The organism is Bacillus sp. SIMBA_005 (genome assembly GCF_046535585.1).
GTDB classification, from domain to species: Bacteria; Bacillota; Bacilli; order Bacillales; family Bacillaceae; genus Bacillus; species Bacillus pumilus.
Map to the genome: position 1 here is coordinate 1 of NZ_JAWRWI010000390.1, position 272 is coordinate 272.

Below are 272 nucleotides of genomic sequence, written 5' to 3' on the forward strand. Positions count from 1 at the left end.
CGTCAGGCAAGCTCATTTTTGAAACGAAGGACTTAGTCATCGGTTACGATACTCCGCTGTCACGCGCGCTCAATCTCAGAATGGAGCGCGGACAGAAAGTCGCCCTGTACGGCGCAAACGGCATCGGGAAAACGACGCTGTTAAAAAGCCTGCTCGGTGAAATCCAGCCGCTGGAAGGCACGGTGGAGCGCGGCGAGCATCAATACACGGGCTATTTCGAACAGGAAGTGAAAGAAACCAATAACAATACGTGCATCGAAGAAGTGTGGAGT

1 protein-coding gene is annotated in these 272 nt (G+C 52.6%); it reads left to right on the forward strand.

Annotated elements, in window-relative coordinates:
• A partial coding sequence (locus SB660_RS20590; protein ID WP_410584195.1) for an ATP-binding cassette domain-containing protein occupies window positions 1-272 on the forward strand: 272 nt, incomplete at both ends.